This is a genomic window from Nonomuraea sp. NPDC050478, assembly GCF_044458265.1.
GTDB classification, from domain to species: domain Bacteria; phylum Actinomycetota; class Actinomycetes; order Streptosporangiales; family Streptosporangiaceae; genus Nonomuraea; species Nonomuraea ferruginea.
Window position 1 is genome coordinate 92,952 of sequence record NZ_JBITHT010000001.1, and the last position, 20,990, is coordinate 113,941.

Annotated in this window: 14 protein-coding genes; 10 read left to right on the forward strand and 4 right to left on the reverse strand. The window is 73.4% G+C overall.

Translation table 11 applies throughout. The features are described from left to right. The first annotated feature begins 5 nt into the window (after window positions 1–5). The 4 genes from ACIBF7_RS00470 to ACIBF7_RS00485 are packed head-to-tail and all read left to right on the forward strand — an operon-like array spanning window position 6 to window position 4,708. On the forward strand, window positions 6–1,124 hold the full coding sequence (locus tag ACIBF7_RS00470; RefSeq protein WP_397195984.1) for an FAD-dependent monooxygenase: 1,119 nt from the start codon (window positions 6–8) through the stop codon (window positions 1,122–1,124). Between the two features lie 33 nt (window positions 1,125–1,157). After that, window positions 1,158–2,063: an alpha/beta hydrolase gene (locus ACIBF7_RS00475; RefSeq protein WP_397195985.1), complete on the forward strand. Its 906-nt coding sequence runs from the start codon at window positions 1,158–1,160 to the stop codon at window positions 2,061–2,063. Next, entirely contained in the window at window positions 2,060–2,980 is a 921-nt protein-coding gene (locus ACIBF7_RS00480; protein WP_397195986.1) for an MBL fold metallo-hydrolase, read from the forward strand. Before ACIBF7_RS00475 ends, ACIBF7_RS00480 begins: the two co-directional genes overlap by 4 nt. A gap of 9 nt (window positions 2,981–2,989) precedes the next feature. Then, window positions 2,990–4,708 carry a CocE/NonD family hydrolase gene (locus tag ACIBF7_RS00485; protein WP_397195988.1) on the forward strand — a complete coding sequence of 573 codons (1,719 nt, stop codon included), beginning with the start codon at window positions 2,990–2,992 and terminating at the stop codon, window positions 4,706–4,708. Between the two features lies 1 nt (window position 4,709). Here the strand turns inward: ACIBF7_RS00485 and ACIBF7_RS00490 are convergent, their stop codons facing one another. Next, window positions 4,710–7,676: an SCO7613 C-terminal domain-containing membrane protein gene (locus ACIBF7_RS00490; RefSeq protein WP_397195990.1), complete on the reverse strand. Its 2,967-nt coding sequence runs from the start codon at window positions 7,674–7,676 to the stop codon at window positions 4,710–4,712. 346 nt (window positions 7,677–8,022) lie between these two features. On the opposite strand from ACIBF7_RS00490, the gene ACIBF7_RS00495 reads away from it, so the two are divergent. Both ACIBF7_RS00495 and ACIBF7_RS00500 read left to right on the forward strand, forming a co-directional pair. Then, window positions 8,023–8,535 (forward strand): RNA polymerase sigma factor, encoded by a 513-nt coding sequence (locus ACIBF7_RS00495; RefSeq protein ID WP_397195992.1) that lies wholly within the window; start codon window positions 8,023–8,025, stop codon window positions 8,533–8,535. Between the two features lie 5 nt (window positions 8,536–8,540). Further along, window positions 8,541–9,635, forward strand: coding sequence for a CU044_5270 family protein (locus ACIBF7_RS00500; protein WP_397196700.1), 1,095 nt, complete (start codon window positions 8,541–8,543; stop codon window positions 9,633–9,635). Between the two features lie 226 nt (window positions 9,636–9,861). On the opposite strand, the gene ACIBF7_RS00505 is transcribed toward ACIBF7_RS00500, so the two are convergent. Beyond that, window positions 9,862–10,158, reverse strand: coding sequence for a hypothetical protein (locus ACIBF7_RS00505; RefSeq protein WP_397195993.1), 297 nt, complete (start codon window positions 10,156–10,158; stop codon window positions 9,862–9,864). Between the two features lie 343 nt (window positions 10,159–10,501). Between ACIBF7_RS00505 and ACIBF7_RS00510 the strand changes: the two genes are divergently transcribed. From ACIBF7_RS00510 to ACIBF7_RS00520, 3 genes are all read left to right on the forward strand, one after another. Next, on the forward strand, window positions 10,502–10,957 hold the full coding sequence (locus tag ACIBF7_RS00510; RefSeq protein WP_246640452.1) for a MarR family winged helix-turn-helix transcriptional regulator: 456 nt from the start codon (window positions 10,502–10,504) through the stop codon (window positions 10,955–10,957). 73 nt (window positions 10,958–11,030) lie between these two features. Then, the gene (locus ACIBF7_RS00515) at window positions 11,031–11,351 is read left to right on the forward strand and encodes a multidrug efflux SMR transporter (protein ID WP_148035246.1); all 321 of its coding nucleotides are present in this window, start codon (window positions 11,031–11,033) and stop codon (window positions 11,349–11,351) included. A gap of 44 nt (window positions 11,352–11,395) precedes the next feature. Further along, entirely contained in the window at window positions 11,396–11,776 is a 381-nt protein-coding gene (locus ACIBF7_RS00520; RefSeq protein ID WP_397195994.1) for a DMT family transporter, read from the forward strand. On the opposite strand, the gene ACIBF7_RS00525 is transcribed toward ACIBF7_RS00520, so the two are convergent. Both ACIBF7_RS00525 and ACIBF7_RS00530 read right to left on the reverse strand, forming a co-directional pair. Then, window positions 11,769–12,581, reverse strand: a complete 813-nt coding sequence (locus ACIBF7_RS00525; RefSeq protein WP_397195996.1) for a DUF6114 domain-containing protein — start codon at window positions 12,579–12,581, stop codon at window positions 11,769–11,771. The two genes, ACIBF7_RS00520 and ACIBF7_RS00525, sit on opposite strands and share 8 nt — an antisense overlap. A gap of 2 nt (window positions 12,582–12,583) precedes the next feature. Then, window positions 12,584–13,186: a DUF6230 family protein gene (locus ACIBF7_RS00530; RefSeq protein WP_148035249.1), complete on the reverse strand. Its 603-nt coding sequence runs from the start codon at window positions 13,184–13,186 to the stop codon at window positions 12,584–12,586. Window positions 13,187–13,429: 243 nt separating this feature from the next. On the opposite strand from ACIBF7_RS00530, the gene ACIBF7_RS00535 reads away from it, so the two are divergent. Further along, window positions 13,430–20,980 (forward strand): SDR family NAD(P)-dependent oxidoreductase, encoded by a 7,551-nt coding sequence (locus ACIBF7_RS00535; protein WP_397195997.1) that lies wholly within the window; start codon window positions 13,430–13,432, stop codon window positions 20,978–20,980. Window positions 20,981–20,990 lie beyond the last annotated feature (10 nt).

The window sequence follows — 20,990 nt, forward strand, 5'->3', positions numbered from 1 at the left end:
CAAGCATGCAGCCCTCAGACCTGAAGAACCTGAAGATCGCCGTCGTCGGCGCGGGGTACGCCGGCGCCGCCGCGGCCAAGGCTCTGAGCCTCCTCGGCGCCACCGTCGACGTCTACGAGCAGGCGAGCCGGATCCACGAGGTCGGCGCCGGCATCGGCCTGCGGCCGTCCACCATGGACCGGTTCCGCCAGTGGGGCATCTTCGACGCGATCGCGAAGGTGAGCTCGCCGAGCGACTACTTCGAGATCCTCACCGCCACCGCCGAGCCGATCATCAAGGAGGCCTGGCCGGAGATCGACACCTTCGGCGAGAAGACCCGGCTGATCCACCGCTGCGACTTCATCGAGGCCCTCCTGGGCGTGCTCCCCGAGGGCATGGTCCACCTCGGCCACAAGCTGGAGAGCGTCGAGGACGAGGGCGACAGGGCGACGCTGACCTTCGCCAACGGCGCGTCGGCCACCGCCGACCTGGTGGTGGGCGCCGACGGCATCAAGTCGGTCGTGCGCGCGCGGCTGTTCGGCGACAACCGGCCGGTGTTCTCCGGCGAGCACGCCTACCGCGTCGTGATCCCCGTCGGCGACGCCCACGGGATGGCCGTCGACGACAACTTCCGGATGTACATCGGCCGGGGCACGAAGGTCTACTTCCTGCCGCTGCGCCACCGCGACCAGGTCTCGTTCGACATCACCGCCCTGTGCCCCGACAGCACCTGGGCGCCGAAGGTCACCAAGGACGACCTGCTGAAGTGCGTCGAGGGCTTCGACGAGCGGATCGTGAACATCACCCGCGGCCTCGACATGGACGCCGTCAACTGCCGCGCGGTCTACGACATCGACCCGGTCGACACGTGGCACTCCGGCTCCGTCGTGCTCGTGGGCGACGCGGCCCACTCGATGCTGCACCACCAGGGCCAGGGCGCCAACTCGGCGATCCTGGACGCCGGCGCCCTCGCCGACGCGCTCAAGGAGGCCGGCTCCGTCAAGGAGGCGCTGGCGAGCTACCAGGCCGCCCGCAAGCCGGTGACCGACGAGCTGCAGCGGATCTCGCGCCAGGGCTGGACCGAGGACGAGATCAGCGACGTCTTCCCCGGCCAGAAGCCCGCGTCACAGACGCCCGCGTCGTAGCGCCCACGTCCCGGAACATCCCGAAGGTCTGACATGCCACTGCACCCTGACATCGCCCGCGTCCTCGCCGGCCTGCCGGCGCCGCCTCCCGGCCCGCTGGACCCTGCGGCGATGCGCGCCGCCGAGGAGGCCCAGGTCCCGCCCCTGGCCGACCGGCTGCCGCTCCACTCCGTCGAGGACCTCACCGCTGGACAGGTCCCGGTACGGGTCTACACACCGCACGAGGCGGACGCGTACGGCCTGCTCGTTTATTTCCACGGCGGCGCGTTCTTCCTCGGCAGCCTGGACACCCACGACCACGTCGCAAGGTCGCTGGCGAAGGAGACCGGGCTCAAGGTCGTCTCCGTCGGCTACCGGCGAGCGCCCGAGCACGCCTTCCCCGCCGGGCTCGACGACTGCTACGCCGCGGTCCGCTGGGCGGCCGGGAACCTCGGCCGGGAGGGAGCGACGCTGGCCGTCGCCGGTGACAGCTCCGGCGGCACGTTCGCCGCCGCGGTCGCCGGTCTGGCGCGCGACGACGGCTTCGACCGGATCACCCACCAGGTGATGTTCTACCCGTCGCTCGATCTCGACTTCGACGTGGACCGCTACGCCTCGCTGCGCGAGAACGCCGTCGGCTACGGCCTGGAGACGGCAGGGCTGAAGCCGTTCAACGCCTTCTACCTCGACAGCGGCGCCGACCCCGCCGATCCGCGGGTCTCGCCGATCAAGCGGGCCGACCTCACCGGGCTGCCGCCCGCGCTGATCGTGACCGCGGAGTACGACCCGATGCGCGACGAGGGCGAGCTCTACGGCCGGCGGCTCAAGGAGGCAGGCGTGGCGGCGACGGTGAGCCGCTATCCGGGCGCCGGCCACGGATTCGTCCAGCATTTCTCCTGGATCCCGGAGTACCACCGGGTCTTCGAGGAGACGGCCGCCTTCCTGAGGGGCACGTCATGAACGTCCATCCCCTGGTCTCGCCGTGGGGCCGGTTCGGGCTGTACAGCTTCTTCCTCGACGCGCCCGAACCGGCCGTCGTCGACACGGGGATCGCCTCCTCGCCCGCCGAGGGCATGGCCCCCGCGCTGGCGGCCATCGGGCGGCGCATCGAGGACGTGCGCTGGATCCTGCTGACCCACGGGCACATCGACCACGTCGGCGGCGCCCACGCCCTGTGGGAGCTGACCGGCCGCCGCGCGCGGGTGGTCATCCACGAGGCCGACGCCCCGATGCTGCGCTCGCGCCGGGCGCACGTGGACGAGTACCTCCGGGGCCGGGGCCGCTACCTGAACGACCCGGAGGGCGAGGCCAAGGTGACGGCCGCCGCGGACGCGGTCATCTCCGGCGAACTGGAGCCGCACGTGCTGGTCCAGGGCGGCGAGACCCTTTCGCTCGGCGGCGACGTCACCGTCTCCGTCCACGCGATCCCCGGCCACACGCCCGGATCGGTGGCCTACGAGGCCGGCGGCCGGGTGTTCGTCGGCGACGCCGTCCAGGTTCACGGGGCCGCCAACGGCTTCCCCGGCTTCACGGACCCGGCCGCGTACCGCGAGAGCCTGCGCTTCCTGCGCGACGAGATCCGGCCGCGCCACCTCTACCTCGGTCACCCGTACCGGCGCGCGGACGGCACCCCGTACGGCGTCGAGCTCGACGCAGGGCAGGCCCGCGAGGCGCTCCAGCAGAGCCTGGACATCGAGGCGCGGGTGGGTGAGGCGGCCCGCCGCTGCCTCCTGGACGGCCCGCGGGAGACGGACTCGCCGTACTCGCCGTTCGCGCCCGTCGCCGAGAGCCTCGGCTACACCGGCGACCCGGCGCTGGAGCCGTCGCCGTTCTTCACGTCGATGCACGGCTACCGCACGCACCTCGACCAGAACTAGGAAAACCTCATGGCTGACTTCCAGACGATCCACGCAGGCGGGCAGGCGATCGCCGTACGCAAGGACCTGCGGGTGCCGATGCGCGACGGGGTCACCCTCGCCGCGGACGCCTACCACGGCACGGAGGACCGGCCGCGCCCTGCCCTGATCGCGATGAGCGCCTACGGCAAGGAGCTGCAGGCCCTCGCGCTCACCACGCCGCCGCAGCGCCGCCCCAGCCCGATGTGGGACGGCTGCATCGAGGCCGGCGACATCGCGCGCGTCGTCAAGGAGGACTACGTCCACGTCATCGGCGACATGCGCGGCACCGGCGACTCCGGCGGCGTGATGATCGGCAACTACAACGCCGGCGGCGTCCCCCAGGGCCAGGACCTGTACGACGTCGTCGAGTGGGTCGCCGCGCAGCCGTGGTGCGACGGGAACGTCGGCATGATCGGCATCTCGTACTTCGGGTCGATGCAGGTGTACGCCGCGGCCGAGCGCCCGCCGCACCTGAAGGCGATCTTCGTCAGCGGCGGCCACTTCGACTTCTACGAGACCACCTACCACGGCGGCATCATGTGGTTCATGCCCCGGGCCGCCCGCGAGGGACGCGGCGGCGACTCCGGCATCGCCCACACCGACGTACGGTCCCGCATGCAGGAGGTCCACTCCCCCGAGGAGCTCAGGAAGCTCGTCGAAGAGCGTCTGCGGGACCCGGACGTCGCCGCGTGGCCGAACCTCGTGCACGTGCTGAGGTACCCGAAGAACCGCGAGTTCTGGTTCGACATCGTGATGAACGACCTCGACGGCGAGTGGTACGAGGAGCGCAACCCCGTCAAGCTGGCCGAGAACATCGACATCCCGGTCTACCTGCAGATCGACCAGGGACGCGGCTGGACCGTCGACGGCCACATCGAGCTTTTCGACGTGCTGAAGGGCCCCAAGAAGCTCGACATCGGCTCCTACCCGCCGATGCAGTCGCGCCCCTGGATCGAGGAGCACGACAAGATGTTCCGCTGGTACGACTACTGGCTCAAGGGCATCGACAACGGCATCATGGACGAACCCGCCGTGAGCGTCTTCGTGGAGGGCTCGCGCGAGGTGGTCACCGCGGCGCAGTGGCCGCCGAAGGAGATCGACTACAGGCCGCTCTACCTGCGCCCGCGCCACAAGCTCTCCCCCGAGCCCGAGCTGATGGGCGTCGAGCACGCCGCCCCGGACGGCTTCTACCAGGCGCCCCTCACGGTGACCGACAAGGTGGAGATCGTCAGCTGGAGCACCGAGCCGTTCGAGGAGCCCGTGGAGCTCATCGGCACCGGCGCGGCGCACCTGTTCGCCGAGATCGACCAGGATGACACGAACTTCATCATGCGGCTGTGGGACGTCGCCCCGGACGGCCGCCGTCAGCTGATCACCACGGGCTTCCTCAAGGCGTCGCACCGTGAGCTGGACGACCGGACCACCGAGGGCAACCCGTACCACCCGCACACCCGCGCCGTGCCCGTGAAGCCCGGCGAGATCGAGGAGTACGTCCTGCGGCTCTACCCGTTCGCGGCGACGTTCCGCCCCGGCCACCGGCTGCTGGTGGAGCTGTCCAACGACGAACCACTGGCCGACGCGCACAACGCGCTGCTGCCGCCGGACGCGTTCCACCTGCCGGTGGGCCGTCCCGTCACGCACAAGATCTACCGCGACGCGGCCCACCCGTCCCGGCTCGTCCTGCCGTTCACCAAGCGGCACGGGTAGGTCAGTCCATCGCTGTCAAGGTGTCACGCACCTTGCGCAGGTCCCGCATGCGGGCCTCGTACGTCGCCCCGACCACCACGAGCAGCAGCCCGCCCACGGCGATCGGAGCCCAGCGCGGCACCACGAGGAGCATCTCCGACACGTACGGGGCCAGCTCCCGCACCGCGACACCGGCGAGCACGACGGCTCCGATCACCGTGGGCGCCTGCAACCGGAACCTGGCCCCGGCGACCAGCACCACGAGCGCCACCACGCCGAGGCCCAGCGACCGCCGCCATTCGGCGTCCGCGTAGACCGCGACCAGGCTGGGCAGCATCGTGAAGGAGAGGCCCGCGCCGTACGCCGCCCAGGACCCGACCGGTGCGCCACGCCGCCGCCACCCGCCGGATCCCAGCAGGACCAGCGAGCACGGCACCGTGTACGCCTCGACGACGGTGACCTCGTCCGCCCCCAGCCGCAGCCACGAGGCCAGCAACAGCAGGACGGCGCCGGTGTATCTGAGACCGCGCGCGCCGCCCTGGCCCGCCCGCAGCGACCAGAGCAGCGCCAGCACTCCGGCCACGGCGAATCCCATGCTCGCGGCGACCAGGACGCGCACGCCCAGCGAGAGCCCCGCCGCCACCGCCTCCAGCCCGAGGAACAGCGCGGCGAAGGCCGGCGCCCAGACCCGGAGCTCCTTCGTCCTGGCCAGCAGCGCCATGGCGGCGGCCGCCGACGCCAGGACCGGCAGCACGATCAGCGTCGCCGGCTCGCTGCCGAACGCGTACGCCGCCGCCCGCGTCGAGGCCGCCCCGGCGACGAGCGCGCACGCCCCGGCCCACCACGGCGCCCGGCCCAGCGTGGCGGCGGCCGCCAGCGCGACGGCCAGCGCCACCTGGACCGCCACCACGGCCGGGTAGGCCATCGCGAAGGCCTGGGGCGCGACGGCGACCATGAGCGCCCCGACCACGAGCGCCCCACACGCCGCCACCCGCACCGGCCACTTGCCCCCGCCCCTACCCTCGCCTTCGCCCTTGCCCTCGCCCTCGCTTTCGCTTTTGCCCTTGCCTTCGCCTTCGCCCTTGCCTTCGCCTTCGCCCTTGCCTTCGCCTTCGCCCTCGCCCTTGCCCTCGCTTTCGCCTTCGCCCTTGCCTTCGCCCTCGCCCTCGCCCTCGCTTTCGCCACGAGGCACCGCCCGCCCAGCAGTGCCGGGAAGCACCTCCATCACCGGCCGCCCGCCAGCGCCCCACACAGCCGCCACCAGGAGGGCGGCGGCCACCGTGCCCAGCACCACCACGTCCGCAGGCGACGCCGTCGCGAACGGCTGCCACTGCGGCCCGCTCCACGTGCCCGTCCAGAACACGTCCAGCCACGGGAGCGGCGACCCCAGGGTGACCACGAGCCGGGGCAGCAGCGTCAGCGTGACCAGCAACGCCACCAGCCAACCGGTGGTCATGCCCGCGAGCCGTACCCTCCGCCAGGGCAGCCACGTGGCGGCGAGCACCACCGCGAGCGCCGACACGAGATAGGCCAGGGAGCGCCAGCCCGCGCCCGGACCGGCCAGCGCCGCCTGCGCGGGCGCGGCCACCACGGCGATCAGCGTGAGCGCGGTCCCGGCGGTGACCACGGCGGCCCAGGTCTCCCCCTCGTCGTCGCCCTGCCTGGCCAGCAGCCAGATCACGAACCCGCCCAGCAGAGCCAGCGCAACCAGCGGCACCACCCTCACCAGGGCCTGACCGACGGACGGAGCCCCCAACGCGTACGTCGTACCACCCAGCAGGGCGACCGCGGCGACCCCGCTGCCGACCAGGGCGGCCGTCACCCGCACCGCTCCCCGGACGTGACGGACCAGGGCCGCGTCCAACGCCGCGGTGGCCACCAGCGCGGCGACCAGCCAGGTCCCCGGCAGGCTCCCGGCCAGCAGCGGCAGCACCGGCTGCGCCAGCACCACGGCAACCGGACCGGGCCCGCGAAGCCGCGTGACCCGCGCGTAGGCCACCCCGCTCCGCGGGCCCGGCCCAGTCAGCCGGGTGACCCGGGCGTAGGCCACCAGGATGAGCGCGGTGCCCCCGAGCACCCCCGCCGTGTAATGCGACGCGTCGAGGGCGCCGGCCCCGAGGAATCCCGCCTGTCTGGCCGCGTACCCGTCGAGCAGCAGCAGCGCGACCGCGAACCCGGCCACGGTCTCGGCCGTCGCGGTGAGCCCGCGCCGCATCAGCACGACCGGCGCGACCATGACCAACGCGGTGAACCCGGCCAGCACGGCCGCGCGCCCGCCGATCCCCAGCCACCCCCAGCTCACCACGGTGAACACCACCGCCGCCACCGTCAGCAGCAGCCCTCCGAGAATGAGCAGCACGTTCTTCGCAGCAGCCTGCGAGACCTCCCGCGGCGCAGCACCAGGCCCCCCGCCCGCGTAACCCACCGCCGGATACGGCGACACCACACCAGCGCGCGGCGCACCGCCGTACGGCGGGACCACACCAGCATGCGGCACACCACCGTACGGCGGGACCACGCCAGCGTGCGGCGCGCCAGCGTGCGGCGGGAGCACTCCGACGTACGGCGTGCCGCCGTGCGGCGGGAGCACGCCAGCATGCGGCGCGCCGCCGTACGCCGGCGGCGCCGCGTCCCCGACGGCCTGACCCGCCACGCCAGCATCAGCGCCTGCACCTGCACCTGCACCTGTGCCGGTGCCGGTGCCGGTGCCGGTGCCTGTGCCTGTGCCGGTGCCTGTGCCGGTGCCTGTGCCGGTGCCTGTGCCGGTGCCTGTGCCGGTGCCGGTGCCAGTGCCGGTGCCAGTGCCGGTGCCGGTGCCGGTGCCAGTGCCTTTGCCTGCGCCGGTGCGGAGGATGCCGAGCAGGTCCGTGCGGCGGGCCCGCAGCTGCGCCTGCTGGTCCTGCAGCCCGGCGAGAGCCTGGTCCACCTGCCAGAGCTCGTACGCGGCGGGTCCCTGAAGGGTCAGGCCGCACCTCGGGCACCTGGACACCGGCTTCTGGGGCCCGGAGCCGGACGCGGACCAGGACCCGGAACCGGAACCGGACCCGGAACCGGAACCGGAACCGGACCCGGAACCGGAACCGGAGCCGGAACCGGGACCGGAGCCGGGCAGCGGTGCCCCACAGTCCGGACATGTCATGCTTTGATGCACCGATACTCCGCTTCAGGGGTGTCGAGATGACCCATATCTCACACTGGCCTCCTTGCGAACCACTGTCACGCGTCCAAGGTGCCCAGGGCCGGGTCTGACGGGATCGCCGGCCGGCTGTAATTTCTGATGGTCTCGGACCACTTCCTCCTGTGAACAGTTCCGGGACACGTGAGGGGTTGGGGCGGTGACGAGCGATCGAGAGCGCTTCACCACCATCTACGACGAATGCCGACAACGCGTGTGGGCCTACGTGGTCAGCCGCGCCGGCCGGCAGGTGGCCGACGAGGTGGTGAGCGAGACGTTCGCCATCGCCTGGCGCAAGTTCGACCAGATGCCGCGGAACGCCCTGCCATGGCTGCTGGGTGTGGCGCGCAACGTGCTCCGCGACACCATCAGGGCCGAGGCCAGGCGTGAGGGGATCCAGCGCGAGATGCGCGCGTGGATCACCGCCGACGTGGCCGACCACGTGGCCGAACGCCTGGGCGTGCTCAAGGCCATGGCCAGACTCAGCCAGGACGAACGCGAGATCCTCATTCTCGTCGCCTGGCAGGGCCTGAGTCCGAAAGACGCCGCCAAGGTGCTCGGCTGCTCGGTGCCCGCCTTCCGGGTCCGGCTGCACCGGGCGAGAAAACGCCTGCGTGCCGAGCTCGAATCCCCCATGCTGTCCCAGCCCCGGCTCGTCGAGGAGTTGTCGTGAACCCGATGGAAGAGCTGCGTGCCGCCCGCCCGGCCCACCTGACCGGCGGGCCGGTGGACCCGCACACCCGGCAGGCCGAACTGGCCCACGCCTTCGCCCAGCCCACGCGGGTGCCGCGCCGCGGCAGGAAGTCGCTGACCTGGGGCCTGGGCCTTGGCCTGGCGGGCGCGGCGGCGGCCGCCGTGACCGCGGTCGCGCTGGCCGCCGGTTCGGCCCCGGTCGTGTCGCCGGGAGCGCCGGACGTCGCGGCGCAGCCGGTTACGCTGTCGGCGAGGGAGGTGCTGCTCGTGGCCGCGACCAGCGCGGAGCGCCGGCCCGCCGCCGCCGGAGACTACTGGCACGTCTCCAGCCGCTCCCGCAGTCTCCATCCGGTCAACGAAGGCTTCGTGATCTCCATAGAGCAGGAGAGCGAGAGCTGGGTGGGCGCGGACGAACAGTGGGGCTCCACCCGCGCCCTGGGCGTCAAGCCCGCGACCGACGCCGACCGGGCCGCCTGGGAGAAGGCGGGATCACCGCGAGAGCTGACCTTCGCGGGGCGCAAGCGGATCTCGATCCAGGAGAGCGCGGAGCGGCCGCGCACCGGTCACACGCGGGGCCAGGAGATCTTCTGGCTCGGCCGCAATGTCACCATGGCCGACCTGCGGAGCCTGCCGACCGATCCGGCGGCGCTCAAGGCTGACCTGCTCCGTTTCTACGAGGGCAAGGACACCGAGTCCGGCGCTCCGATGGCGGAGGACGCCTGGCTGTTCCGGGTGACCGAAGGGTTGATCACCGACATGCCGGTGAGCCCGGAGGTGCTCGCGGCGGCCTTCCGGATGCTGGCGGACCTGCCGTCGGTCACCTCACTCGGCCAGGTCACCGACGCCGCCGGGCGCCCGGGCACCGCGATCGCCATCGCGGACATCTCCCAGCGCAAGCCCGGTGACACCGCCAAGGGCGTGGTGCAGGTCCGGCTGATCATCGACGAGAAGTCCGGCCGCGCGCTGGCGCGCGAAAGCGTGGTCGTCAAACCGGGCGGCCTCCAGGCCGGACTGGAGCCGGGAACGGTGTGGAGCACCCACACCATCCTGGAGACGGGCTGGACGAACGAACACCCGTAGTACGCCACGCCGCGAGCGGCCTGAACGGCGCTCCTGGGCGGCGGCCCTAGGTGGCGGCCCTGGACGACGGCCCTGAGCGACGCTCCTAGGTGGCGGTCCTAGGAGGCGGTCCTAGGAGGCGGTCCTGAGCCGCGGTCCTGAGCCGCGGCCCTGGGTGGCGGCCCTGGGTGGCGGCCCTGGGTGGCGGCCCTGGGTGGCGGCCCTGGGTGGCGGCCCTGGGTGGCGGTCACCCGCCGCTCGCCGCGCGTGCGGCCGGGGAGGGGACGCGCTCGATCGCCCGTACAGCGATATCAGGCCGGTCGGCATAGATGTGGTGTCGGCTCTTCTCGGCCGTGGTCAGCTTGCTGTCGCCGGACAGCGTGAGCCACTCGCGTTGTCCGGCGACCCACGCCTTCTCCAGGCGCGGCCCGTACTCGGGGACGGCCGCGAAGTACGGCTGACCGTGCTCGATCACCTCCACCCCTGCTGGACGGACTTTCCCGTCGGGGATGACGAGCTTCTCCGGGTTCTGGCCCTGGAACACCGCTAGGTTCTGGGCGCACAGCTCGCGGGCCCTCCGAACAGGACACCGACCGGCCCGCGACCTCGATCTTCCGGGTTCCGGAGAGCGGGCCGGTCTGGGTGGCGGGGGCGAACGGGTCCCGGTTCTCCACCGTGTCGCTGTCGCGGCCGGCGAGCCCCGCACCGACCACAGTGGCGCAGAGCGCGGTCAGCACGGATGCCTCTGCGATGCAAGTGGAGCGGGAAGCGGCCGGACACCGCAACGCCGGCCCCGGAATCGTCACCGCTCAGTGGACATCCGCCGGTAGCTCGCACGGGGGACACGCGGCTTGCGCCGGCGCCAGGTGTCGCGCTACGGTAAGTGCATGCACATGCAGATAGATGGTCTCGGGTCGCAGTGGTCCCAGGTCGCGGCGTTCACGTCCGCGATCGACACGGCTCTGGGCAAGTGGCTCGTGGATGTGCATCGGATCGGGCTGACGGAGTATCGGGCGCTGGCCCATCTGACGCAGGCGCCGGACAAGGAGCTGCGGGTCAACGATCTCGCGCAGAAGATCGGCCTGAACCAGAGCTCGGCCACCCGGCTGGTCAGCCGGCTGGAGAGCAAGGGCGTCGCGCGGCGCGATGTCTGCGCCGACGACGGCCGCGGGGTCTATGCGGTCCTCACCCCGGAAGGTGAGGCGCTCGCGCGTGAGGTGCGGGCGTCCTATGACGAGCGCATCGGCGAACTCCTGGCCAGCGCGTCGGCGGAGGCGCCCCACGTGGACGTCCGCCTGCTCGGCACCGCACTACGACAGATCGCGGACGTCGTCACCCCGTGAGCGACGGCGCCCGGCGCGGTGAGATGCGCACGCGTATAAATATGTATGTACATGCAGAGAGATAAGGAACATCATGAGCTGGCTCTATCTGGCGATCGCCATCGTCTTCGAGATCGCGGTCGCGATCAGCGCGAGCAACGCGAAGGGATTCACCGACCTGTGGTGGACCGTCGCCACGCTCGTCACCGGCGGGATCGCCACGTTCTTCCTCAGCCTCGCGCTGCTGACCTTCGACGTCGGCGTCGGCTACGCCCTGTGGACGTCGATCGCCGGGGTCGGGATCGTCATCGTCGGCGCCCTGCTGCTCGGCCAGCAGCTGACCTGGAAGAAGCTCCTGGGCATCGTCGTCGTCATCGCCGGTGTCATCGGCCTGCAGCTCAGCGGTGGCGCATGACCTCCGCGCGTCCCACGAACACCACACCCGGAAGGACTTCTCCCATGACCCCCAGCAAGACCGTCTCCTGGCTCGTCCTGCTCCTGGCAGGAGTGTTCGAGGTCGGCTACGCCCTCACCGTGAACGGCAGCGAAGGCTTCACCAATCTGGGCTGGTCGGTGATCGCCGTCGTGTTCTTCCTTCTCACCCTGTTCTGCCTCAGCGTCGCCCTGAAGGGCATCGACGTCGGCATCGGCTACGCCGTCTGGGCCGGCATCGGGGCCGTCGGCGCGGCACTCCTGGGCCCGGTGTTCTTCGACGAGGTGCTGACCCCGGCGCGCGCCTTCTGGCTGGCCGTGATCATCGCCGGGGTGGTGTGGCTCAAGCTCGCCGACAGTCCCGCCCTGGAGGACAGGCCCGAGAAGACGGCGGCCGGAGTCAGCTGACCCGCTGCGTCAGCCCTTCGACCCGGGCGCGGGCCGCACGGACGAGGAGCCGGTCGGCCTCGACGTCCGTGACGGTCATGGACGGCAGCGGCAGCGGGGGCGGCGGCAGCTCGGGAGTGAACGTGAGGGCGACGCCGCCGACCCGGGCACGCAGCCGGGTCACGTACATGACGACACCGCCCGACAGCCGCAGCCGGGAGAACCGCTGGTGGACGGCCGCACCGGAACCACGCGTCCGGTGCAGGCCGTCCTCGATCTCGACGGCGGACATGGACAGCTTGAGACGGGGACCGGCGGGCCGGCTCACCACTCCTTCGAACCGGCCGCCCCACAGGGTGAGCCGCGCGGCTTCGAGCCCGGAATCGGCGGGCCCGGAGGGGTGGGGGGCCGGCAGGGCGAGAACGAGAGCCACCGGGACGGCCGCGATCGCGCGCAGCGGTTCCTCCCCACGGCGGGCGGGGCGGCCGTCAGGGCTCCAGGCGCACAGGAGCGCGCCACCCGTGAGCCCGGCGAGCATGCCGAGGCCGAGACCGCCGAGGTTGGACGTGACGAAGGAGCCCAGTGACAGCGCGATGGCGGCGACCCCGAGGAACACCCGCTGCCCGTGCTGCCACCAGCTCAGCAGGCCGGCCGCGACGAGAAGCAGCCCCGCCAGATAGCCGGAGATCCCGGCGACCCCCTGCCGGACCAGGAGCGGGAGCGGCGCGAGCGGCGCCAGCAGGATGACGGCCCCACCGGCGGCCACCCACAGCCCGCCCCAGAAGGGACGGGTACGCCGCCACCGGCGGAATCGGGTGTCAGGCATGGTCAGAAGCACTCGTGGTCGCCGGGCTCGAAGCTGAGCCGCAGCCCGTTGAGCCGGAAGGTGCCGGCGTTGACGGCGTAGGCGGTCTGCCGCAGGCCGGTGATGCGCACGGTGGCCGCCTGCTGGCCGATGTCGCCCGGACGGCCGCCCAGACCGGCGGGGGCGTCGAGGGTGGCGGCGTCGCGGCCGATCTCGATGTCGCCGAACGTCACGTCGCCGGAGAGCTGGTGGAGGTCGATCACGAGGTTCGCGGCCTCCACGGGCCGCTCCCCGTCGCCCGCCCTGACCAGGAACGTGACCGGGCCGACCGGGGTGCGCACGAGCGCCGACTGGCACAGGCCGGTGATCCGCGCCCGGCCGATCACCGAGACGAGGACCGGGCGCCGCCCCTCGGCGGTCGACGCCACGTCTCCGTACTGGGCGAATCCCTTGCCCACGAGCCGGTCGGCCGAGATCTTGAACCGCTCGCCGGACAGCGCGAACGACGCCGCGACACCCCCTTCGCCGGTCACGCCGACGAGGATCGCGGCCGCCGCCAGCGCGGGGACGAGCACCGCGGCGAAGCGCCGCCACCGCGTGCGGCCGAGCCGCGTCTCGGCTGACATGGCGCTCACCTTCGCTCGGGCGCGGGACGGGGAAGCCGGAACGAGTGAACCGGCGGGCCCAGTATAGGGACTCTTTGCATAATGTTGACTACTCTCGGCAACATTCCTTACGTTTCCGCGGCGCACCACACCATCCCTTAACAGGAGGCATGACGCTTACCAGCAAGGAACACGAACAGTCGCTGTTCGACCACGTACGGCTGTGATGCCATGGGTGTCGCCGACGAACAGGAAAGGTGGCATATGAGCGCAGGCGGGAACGAGCGGACGTGGCCGGGGCGAGCGGTGGCGATCGTGGGCGTGGGCTGCCGGCTTCCCGGCGGCATCCGCGACCTCGACGGACTGTGGCAGGCCCTGCTGCGCGGTGACGACCTGGTCGGCACCGTGCCGCCGGACCGGTTCGAGGCCGAGCGGTACGTCGACGAGTCCCTCCCGCGCCCCGACCGCAGCTACACGCGGGCGGGCGGCTTCCTCGACGACCTCACCGGCTTCGACGCCGCCTACTTCGGGATCTCGCCCAAGGAGGCGGCCTCGATGGACCCGCAGCAGCGGCTGCTCCTGGAGATGGCCGCCGAGGCGCTCGACGACGCAGGCATCGACCCGGCACGCCTGGCGGGGACCGACACGGGGGTGTTCGTCGGCGTCTCCGATCCTTCGTACGGGGTGCTGCAGGCGCTGGAGCCCGGCGGGATCGGCCCCTATTCGATGTCGGGCAGCGCGTTGTCGATCGCGGCCAACCGGCTCTCGTACGCCTTCGACCTGCGCGGGCCGAGCATGAGCATCGACACCGCCTGCTCGTCGGCGCTGCAGGCGGTGGAGCGCGCCTGCCGGGCGCTGGCCGACGGCTCCACGCGGACGGCGCTGGCCGGGGGCGTGAACGTGCTGCTGAGCCCGACCGGGTTCGTCGGGTTCAGCCAGGCGTCGATGCTGTCGCCGACCGGGCGGTGCCGGGCGTTCTCGGCCGACGCCGACGGGTTCGTCCGGTCGGAGGGCGGCGGCGTGGTCGTGCTCAAACGGCTGGAGGAGGCGCTCGCCGACGGCGACCGGATCCACGGTGTCATCGTGGGCGCCGCCGCCAACAACGACGGCCGCACGATGGGGCTGGCGCTGCCCCGTACCGAGGCGCAGGAGGCGCTGCTGCGGCAGGTGTATCGGGAGGCCGGGATCAGCCCGGACGAGGTCGCGTACGTGGAGGCGCACGGCACCGGCACCCAGGCGGGCGACCCGGCCGAGTGCGGGGCGCTGGGGCGGGCGCTGGGCACGGCGCGGTCGGGCGGCCCGCTGCCGATCGGCTCGGTCAAGACGAACCTGGGGCACCTGGAGCCGGCCTCGGGCATGCCGGGGCTGTTCAAGGCGCTGCTGGTGCTGCGGCACGGGACGATCCCGGCGTCGCTGCACGCCTCGACGCTCAACCCGGCCATCGACTTCGACGGGCTCGGGCTGAGCGTCGTCACCCGGCCGCGCCCGCTGCCCGAGACGGGCGGCCGGACGGTGGTGGGGGTGAACTCGTTCGGGTTCGGGGGCGCGAACGTGCACGTGGCGGTGGCCGCACCGCCCCTCCGAGCGGCGCCGGCGCGGCCGGCGGGGGCCGCGCCGGTGCCTGTCGTCGTGTCGGCCCGGGCCGCGGGCGCGCTGCCGGAGGCCGTCGCGCGGGCGGCCGAGCACCTGGCGTCGGTGGACGAGGGTGACTTCTACGACGTGGCCTACACCGCCACCCGGCGGCGCGGCCTGCACCGGCACCGCGCCGTGGTGCTCGCCGCGTCCGCGGCGGAGGCGGCGGGCAGCCTGTCCGGTCTATACGGTTCGTCGCCGGTGATCGGGGAGGCGGTGGAGCGGGGCCGGGTGGCGCTGGTGTTCTGCGGCAACGGCTCGCAGTGGGCCGGGATGGGCGCCGGCCTGTTGAGTGATCCTGCCTTCCGTAAGGCCGTCGAGGCCGTGGACGACGAGCTGGCGACCCGGCTGGGCTGGTCGGTGCTGGAGGAGCTGACGCTGCCCGCGGACCGGTGGCGGCTGTCGGCGACCGAGCGGGCCCAGCCGCTGCTCTTCGCCGTCCAGGCCGGGCTCGCCGGGATGCTGGAGGCGGCGGGCGTGCGGGCGGGGGCGGTGCTCGGTCACAGTGTCGGCGAGGTGGCCGCCGCGTACGTCGCCGGGGCGCTGTCGCCCGCCCAGGCCGCGCAGGTGATCGCCGAGCGCGGCCTGGCGCAGGCCGCGACACGCGGGCAGGGCCGGATGGCGGCGGTCGGGCTGCCCGAAGCCGAGGCCCGGCAACTCCTGGCCGGTTACCCCGGGGTGGAGGTGGCCGCGGTCAACTCCGACCGCGACGTCACGGTCGCGGGGCCGCGGGCGGCGCTCGGAAGGCTGGGCGGGGATCTGGCGGCGCGCGAGGTGTTCTTCCGCGAGCTGGACGTGGACTATCCGTTCCACAGCGCGGCCATGGACGGGGCGCGCGAGCCGCTCCGGGCGGCGCTGGCCGACCTGCGGCCGTCGCGGACGCGGATCCCCATGGTGTCGACCGTGACCGGCGAGCCGCTGACCGGCGAGGAGCTCGACGCGACGTACTGGTGGCGCAACGTGCGGCGGCCCGTGCGCTTCTCGGCGGCGGTCGAGCGGGTGCTCGCCGACGGTTCCGACGTGCTGGTGGAGGTGGGCCCGCACCCGGTGCTGCAGTCGTACCTGCGCCGCGTCGCGGCCGCCGCCCGCGTCCGCGCCGCCGTGGTGCCGGCCCTGCGGCGTGCCGCGGTGGAGGAGACCGCCGCGAGCGCCGCCGTCGGCTCGGCGGTGGCGGCGGTCGTCGCGGCCGGGGGTGACGTCGACTGGGACCGCTACTTCCCGCGGCCGGGCCTCGTACGGTCGCTGCCCGCGTATCCGTGGCAGCGGCAGCGGCACTGGCTGGGCGGCCCGCTGACCTGGGTGCGCACGATCGGCGACCCCGAGATCACGCATCCGTTGCTGGGCCAGCGGCTGCCCGCGCTCGACCCTTCCTGGTACGGGGAGATCGACCAGGTCCGGGTGCCCTGGGTGACCGACCACCGGGCGGGCGGGGCCGCCGTGATGCCCGCGACCGGCTACGTGGAGATGGCGCTGGCGGCGGGCCGGCAGGCGATCCCGGACGCCGCCGAGGCGGTCGAGGTGGACCGGGTGAGCATCACCCGCGCGCTGGTGGTGCCGGGGCCGGGCGCGGAGCCGGTCTGCGCGCAGACGTCGCTGTCCGCCGAGACGGGCACGATCACGGTGGCGAGCACGACGCGGCGCGGGCAGCATCCGCGCGAGCACTTCCGGGCGCGGGTCCGGCCGCTGCTGCGGCCGGCCCCGGCGCCGCTCGATCTGGCGGAGCTGCGCGCCCGCGTCGCCGAGCCCGTGGACGTGCCCGCCTACTACGCGCGGGCCGCCGAGGGGCGCATGGTGTGGGGTCCGGCGTTCCGGGTGCTGACGGGGTTGTGGCGGGCCCCGGGCGAGGTGCTGGGCGCGTACACGTGCCCTGACCAGCGGGACGAGCGCTACCAGGCGCATCCCGTGCTGTTCGACAGCGCCCTGCAGGCGGGCGTGCTGTGGCTGGTGGACGCGCTGGTGGGCGGCACGGGCTACATGCCTGCCGCGATCGGGTCGGTCCGGCTCTGGGGCAGACCGGCCCCGGAAGGTTTCCTGCATGTACGGGAACGTTCCAGTTCTGTCGAGGAGGTGTGCTGGGACATCACGGTCACCGGGGGCGACGGCCGGGTGGCGGCCGAGATGGAGGGGGTCCGGTTGCGCAGGACGCCCGGCCTGCACGCCACGCGGACCGAGCGCTACCACGTCGAACTACGGGCGGTGCCCCGGCCCGGGGAGCCGGCGGACGCCTGGCCGGGGCCCGATCCGGCGGGCATACTCGCCGGGGCTTCCGCGCGACTGGACGAGGTGCGCTCGGCCTGGCGGGAGCTGCGCTACCCGGAGTACGCGGCCAAGCTGGAAGAGACGTTCGCCCGTACGCTCGGCGCGGCGCTGGCGGCCTTGACCGGCGAGGGCGAGCTGACCGTCGACGATCTGGCCGCCGCCTGCCGGGAGCCGCACCACCGTGCGCTGGTCCGGGCGGCGCTGCCGCTGCTGGAACGGCACGGCGTGCTGGAACGCCGCGGCGAGCGGGGGGTGCGCCTGGCCCCGCCCGCACCGGTCACGACAGCGCTGCGGGGGCTGGCCGTGGCGGGGGCGGCGTTCCCCGCGCAGACGGCGCTGGCGGTGCGGGCCGGGCTGCGGCTGCGCGAGGTGCTGGCCGGGGAGGTCGCGGTCGGCGACGTGCTCGGCGCGGACGGGGCCGGGGAGCTGCTGGACCAGTACCACGACGTGGGGCCGGCGAGCCTGTTCGCGAACCGGCTCGCGCGGGCGCTGGTGGAGCAGGTCGTCAAGGGGTGGCCGGCCGACCGGCCGCTGCGGGTCCTGGAGGTGGGCGCGGGGACGGGCGGCACCACAGTGACGTTGCTGCCGATCCTGCCGGTCGACCGGGTTCGCTACACGGTGACCGACGTGGCCGAGCCGGTGCTGGCCCGGTTGCGGCAGCGGCTGTCCGGGGTGGACGTCGCCGAGTTCGGCCTGCTCGACCTGGACGCCGACCCGGCCGGGCAGGGGTGGCCGACCGGCGGGTTCGACCTCGTGGTGGCGGCCGGGTGCCTGCATCTCGCGCGTGACCTGCCCTGCGCCCTCCGCGGGCTGGGACGGCTCCTCGCCCCGGGCGGCAAACTGCTCGTCGCGGGACCGCACCGGGCCGGACCGCTGCTGCCGTTCCTGGGGCTGACACCGGAACTCTGGGGCCCCGGCGCGCTGCCGTCCGCCCAGCGGTGGCCGGAACTGCTGGCGGAAGCCGGATACGCCGACATCATCCAGACCGGCCCTGAACAGGACCCGGAAGCAGGCGACTTCTCCGTACTCCTCGCCACTTCTCCCCCCGACCACATGGCGGAGAGGATCGCCGACGGCGGTGCGGACGGCGTGTGGGTTGTCGCTGCGGAGGACGACGGGGATCCGCTCGCCGTCGAGCTCGCTTCGTCGCTGCGGGAGCGGGGTGGGCGGGCGAATGTGGCGCCTCTCGCCGATGATCCCGCCGCGTGGGCGGCCGGGGCCTTGTCGGCGAATACGGTCACGTTCGCGGTCGTCCTCGGCGGCACAGGCCCGGAGGACGCCGTCGAACGGATCACCCGGCGGGCCGCGGCGCTCCGCGCGATCGCCCTGGCCTGCGAGCAACTGCCGCACAACGTCCAGGTGAGGCTGTGGCTGGTGACCCGCCCGTGCGGCGCGCTCCCGGAGCCCGGACCGCCCGGCGACACCGCCCACCCCGAGAACGCCACCCACCGCGAAGCCGCCGGCCAGAAGAGCGCTGCCCAGCTCGAAAACACCGTCAACCCCCTAGAGACCGCCGACCCCGAAAACACCGCCAACTCCGTAGAGACCGTCCACCCTGAAAACGCCACCGATCCCGTACAGACCATTCACCCCGAGGATGCCGCCACCTGGGGGACGGTGCGGTCGCTCGGGAACGAGCAGCCGCAGTTGGACGCCCGGCGGGTGTGCCTGCATCGCGGTGGGGACGTCCGGCGAGACGCGGCGCGGCTGGTGGCGGAGCTGGTGGCGGCCGGGGAGGACGACGAGATCCTCCTCACTCGCCGGGGCCGGTTCACGCCGCGTCTGGTGAGGTCGGCGCCGCCGTCCGTCCCCGCCGGCCGCCGGGGGGCGTACCGGCTGGCGGTGCGTGACCCGGGGCTGTCGTACGAGCTCTGCTGGGAACGGGCCGAGATCCCGGAGCCCGGGCCGGGTCAGGTGCTGATCGAGGTACGGGCGATCGGGCTGAACTACCGCGACGTCATGTTCACGGTCGGCCTGCTCCCGTCGGAAGCGGTCGAGGCGGTCTTCGGCGGCCACGAGCTGGGCCTGGAGTGCGCCGGCACCGTCACCGCCGTGGGGCCGGGCGTCGTCCGGCTGAGGCCCGGCGACCGGGTGATGGCCGCGGGCCCGGTGGGCTTCGGCAGCCACGCGGTGGCCGAGGAGTGGACGGCCGTCCGGATCCCCGACAGTCTCACCTTCGCCGCGGCGGCCACGCTGCCGATGGCGTTCTCGACCGCCTACCACTCGCTGCACGGGTGCGCGCGGCTCCGGCCCGGCGAGACGCTGCTGGTGCACGGCGGCGCGGGCGGGGTCGGCCTGGCCGCGCTGGAGTACGCCAGGCACGCCGGCGCGCGGGTGATCGCCACGGCGGGCAGCGAGGCCAAGCGCGACCTGCTGCGGGCGCTGGGCGCCGCTCACGTGCTGGACTCGCGCAGCCTGCGCTTCGGCGAGCAGGTCAGGGAGCTGACCGGGGGCCGCGGCGTGGACGTCGTGCTCAACTCCCTGGCCGGGGAGGCCATCAGCCGCGGCCTGGAGTGCCTGCGGCACGGCGGCAGGTTCGTCGAGCTGGGCAAGCGCGACATCTACGAGAGCAGGCACGTGGCGCTGCGGCCGTTCGGCGACAACCTCGCGTTCTTCGGCGTGGACGTGGGCACCCTCATGTGGAAGGACCCGGCGCTGATGGCCGAGCGGATGACGGCGGCGTTCCAGCACGTGCACGACCAGCGCCCGCTGCCGCACACGGTGTTCCCGGCCGAGCGGGTGGCCGACGCGTTCGCGCTGATGCGGCACTCCCGGCACATCGGCAAGGTCGTCGTCTCCCTCGGTGACCCTGTCACGGTGCGGTCCCGGCCCACCCGGCGTCCGGCTGCGGGCACGTACCTGATCACGGGCGGGCTGAGCGGGTTCGGCGCGGAGACGGCGCGGCACCTGGCGCGGGGCGGGGTGCGCCGGCTGGCGCTCGTCAGCCGGCGCGGCGCGGACACGCCGGGCGCGGACACGCTGCTGGAGGAGCTGCGCGGCCTCGGCGCGGAGGCCACCGCGCACGCGGCCGACGTGGCCGACCGCGACGCCATGCGGGACATCCTGCGCGAACTGGACGCTTCCGGCCACCCCGTGCGCGGCGTCGTGCACGCCGCCATGCATCTCGACGACGCGGCGCTGGCCGATCTCTCCGACGACCGGATCCGGGCGGTCCTGCGCCCCAAGGTCGCGGGCGCGCTGGTGCTGGACGAGCTCACCGCGGACCTGCCGCTGGAGGCGTTCGTGCTGTACTCGTCGCTGACGACGATCGGCAACATCGGGCAGTCGCCGTACGTGTCGGCGAACCTGTTCCTGGAGGCGCTGGCGCGACGGCGGCGGGCCCGGGGCCTGCCCGCGCTCGCGGTCTGCCTGGGCGCGCTCGCCGGCACCGGCGTGCTGGCGCACGGCACGCAGGCCGAGGCGCTGAAGCGGTTCGGCATCGACTCGGTGGACCCCGCCGTGGCGCTCGCCGCCGTGGACGCCATGCTGGCCGACGGGGCCGACGTGGCCGTGGTGGGCCGCTGCGACTGGGCCAGGCTGCGGCAGACGCTCCCCGGCCTGCGACGGCCGTGGCTGTCGGCGGTGCTGCCGCCCGGCGCCGATCAGGCCCCCGACACCGGCGACCTGCTGTCGGAGCTGGCCGCGATGACCGGCGACGAGGCGCACGAGCACGTCGTCGAGCAGATCACCGCCCTGCTGTCCGCGGTCCTGCTCGTCCCGGCCGCCGACATCGCCCCCGACCGGCGGCTGGACGAGTACGGCCTGGACTCGCTCATGGCCACGCAGCTGCTGCTGTCGATGCGGCACGCGTTCGGGGTGGACATCCCGCCGATGGAGCTGATCCGCGGCGCCGGGACCGTCACCGACATCGCCCGTACGGTGCTCCTCCACCTGGGGCTGCACTCCACGCGTCCGGCTTCCTGAGGAGACCGCC

Coding starts and splice junctions, on each gene's coding strand:
- ACIBF7_RS00480 (WP_397195986.1), top strand. CDS start 2,060: ATGAACGTCCATCCCCTGGTCTCGCCGTGGGGCCGGTTCGGGCTGTAC.
- ACIBF7_RS00510 (WP_246640452.1), top strand. CDS start 10,502: ATGCACATGCAGATAGATGGTCTCGGGTCGCAGTGGTCCCAGGTCGCG.
- ACIBF7_RS00500 (WP_397196700.1), top strand. CDS start 8,541: ATGGAAGAGCTGCGTGCCGCCCGCCCGGCCCACCTGACCGGCGGGCCG.
- ACIBF7_RS00525 (WP_397195996.1), bottom strand. CDS start 12,581: ATGCCTGACACCCGATTCCGCCGGTGGCGGCGTACCCGTCCCTTCTGG.
- ACIBF7_RS00530 (WP_148035249.1), bottom strand. CDS start 13,186: ATGTCAGCCGAGACGCGGCTCGGCCGCACGCGGTGGCGGCGCTTCGCC.
- ACIBF7_RS00485 (WP_397195988.1), top strand. CDS start 2,990: ATGGCTGACTTCCAGACGATCCACGCAGGCGGGCAGGCGATCGCCGTA.
- ACIBF7_RS00535 (WP_397195997.1), top strand. CDS start 13,430: ATGAGCGCAGGCGGGAACGAGCGGACGTGGCCGGGGCGAGCGGTGGCG.
- ACIBF7_RS00475 (WP_397195985.1), top strand. CDS start 1,158: ATGCCACTGCACCCTGACATCGCCCGCGTCCTCGCCGGCCTGCCGGCG.
- ACIBF7_RS00515 (WP_148035246.1), top strand. CDS start 11,031: ATGAGCTGGCTCTATCTGGCGATCGCCATCGTCTTCGAGATCGCGGTC.
- ACIBF7_RS00520 (WP_397195994.1), top strand. CDS start 11,396: ATGACCCCCAGCAAGACCGTCTCCTGGCTCGTCCTGCTCCTGGCAGGA.
- ACIBF7_RS00470 (WP_397195984.1), top strand. CDS start 6: ATGCAGCCCTCAGACCTGAAGAACCTGAAGATCGCCGTCGTCGGCGCG.